1 protein-coding gene and 2 tRNA genes are annotated in these 2,139 nt (G+C 69.5%); 2 read left to right on the top strand and 1 reads right to left on the bottom strand.

All coding sequences use genetic code 11. From position 1 onward, the window contains the following. Nucleotides 1-127: 127 nt before the first annotated feature. Nucleotides 128-198, bottom strand: a tRNA-Gly gene (locus tag ACZ56B_RS20665). A gap of 168 nt (nucleotides 199-366) precedes the next feature. Here ACZ56B_RS20665 and ACZ56B_RS20660 point away from each other — a divergent pair. Further along, nucleotides 367-443: transfer RNA gene (locus tag ACZ56B_RS20660), tRNA-Pro, on the top strand. Between the two features lie 181 nt (nucleotides 444-624). Beyond that, nucleotides 625-2,019, top strand: coding sequence for a trigger factor (gene tig, locus ACZ56B_RS20655; protein ID WP_468792215.1), 1,395 nt, complete (start codon nucleotides 625-627; stop codon nucleotides 2,017-2,019). The last annotated feature ends 120 nt before the right edge of the window (nucleotides 2,020-2,139 follow it).

Here is a 2,139-nt window from a genome sequence, read left to right as displayed (position 1 = left end):
CGCGCCGCGAGGAAACAGAGAGCTGAGGAGGGCCAAAAAGAAGGGACACGGCCGATAGAACCATCCCGAAACACGCTGCGCCCCGAGGAAAGGACCCCCCCCCCCCCCCGCCCCTGAGCCGTATCGGAGCGGGCGACGGGAATCGAACCCGCGTAGCCAGTTTGGAAGACTGGGGCTCTACCATTGAGCTACGCCCGCACAGCGTGCGCCGCGGGTCGGGTGACCGCGGCACTGACAGGCATCGTAGCGGGTCGCGCCCCTTTGCCGCACGCCCCCGTCCCCGCCGCCCCGCGGGGCGCCGCACCGCGCCCGGGAAATGCGGCGGAAGGACCGCCCGGCGGCATGTACCCTACGTGTCGCACCAGACGGGGTGTGGCGCAGCTTGGTAGCGCGTCCGCTTTGGGAGCGGAAGGCCGTGGGTTCAAATCCCGCCACCCCGACCAACCACCCGATCGTCCTCGATGATCGCCTTTGGGCGCCGTAGTCGCTGCCGTTACTATTCAAGCTGCACGCCCGTGTTCTCTCAGCTCTCCGAGCGTCTGATGCAGTCCTCCGGGCGGCGCATCAGCCGGACCGTTCTGGTTCCGGCGGAAACCGAGAAGTCAGCCACAAGGAGACCGAACCGTGAAGAGCGCCGTGGAGACCCTGAACCCGACCCGGGTTCGGCTCACTGTCGAGGTGCCCTTCGAGGAGCTCAAGGACAGCCTCGACGCGGCGTACAAGAAGATCAACCAGCAGGTCACGGTGAAGGGCTTCCGCAAGGGCAAGGTCCCGGCCCGGGTCATCGACCAGCGCTTCGGTCGCGGTGCGGTGCTGGAGGAGGCCGTCAACGACGCCCTCCCGAAGTTCTACACCGACGCCGTCAACGAGGCCGAGCTGAGCCCGCTGGGCCAGCCCGAGGTCGACATCACGGAGCTGAAGGACGGCGAGACGCTGAACTTCACCGCCGAGGTCGACATCCGCCCGGCCATCGAGATCCCGGACTACTCCGGCATCGAGGTCGAGGTCGACGCCATCGAGGTCACCGACGAGGACGTGGAGAAGTCCGTCGAGCAGCTCCGCGAGCGCTTCGCCTCCACCACCCCGGTCGAGCGCGCGGCCGAGGACGGCGACGTCGTCACCATCGACCTCGAGGCCAAGGTCGACGGCGAGGTCCTCGAGGACGGCATCGCGAACGGCGTCTCCTACACCATCGGCTCCGGCGAGCTGCTGGACGGCATCGACGACGCCGTCAAGGGCCTGTCCGCCGGTGAGGAGGCCACCTTCACCTCCGAGCTCAAGGGCGGCTCCGCGGCTGGCCGCGAGGCCGAGGTCACCGTCAAGGTCACCCAGGTCGCCAAGCGCGAACTGCCCGAACTGGACGACGAGTTCGCGCAGCTCGCCTCCGAGTTCGACACCCTGGAGGAGCTGCGGGCGGACAGCCGCAAGCGCCTGCGGGACATGAAGGAGTACGACCAGGCCACGCAGGCCCAGGAGCGCGTCCTGGAGAAGCTGCTCGAGCTGGTCGAGGTCCCGGTCCCCGAGAAGCTGCTCGAGGACGAGATCAACACCCGCAAGCACAACCTCGAGCACCACCAGCTCGGCCAGATGGGCCTCACCCTCGACAAGTACCTGGAGATCCAGGGCAAGACCGCCGAGGAGTTCGAGACCGAGACCCGCGAGGCCGCGATCAAGGGCATCAAGACCCAGTTCGTGCTCGACGAGCTCGTCAAGCAGGAGAAGCACAACGTCAACCAGGAGGAGCTCACCGAGCACCTCATGCGGCGCGCGGCCTCCTCCGGCATGTCCCCCGACCAGTTCGCCCAGGCCGTCGTCGAGCAGGGCCAGGTCCCGCTGCTCGTCGGCGAGGTCGCCCGCGGCAAGGCCCTGGCCGCCGTGGTCGAGAAGGCCACGGTCAAGGACACCAACGGCGAGATCATCGACCTCGAGGAGGACGAGGAGGAGGCTGCCGGGGCCGCCGGGACCACCGACGCCGCCGAGACCGCCGAGGCCTCCGCCGAGGAGAAGACCGAGGGCTGATCCCCGCGGCACCTCGGACGTGCGGACGACGGGGGAAGGGGGGGGGGGGGGGGGGGGGGGAGGGGGGGGGGGAGGGGGGGGGGGGGGGGGGGGGGGGGGAGAAGGGGGGGGCCTCAGCCC

It is taken from the genome of Streptomyces sp. NPDC034670 (genome assembly GCF_055574875.1).
Note: the sequence above shows the minus strand (reverse complement) of the source record. Positions and strands in the feature narration are given on the sequence as shown.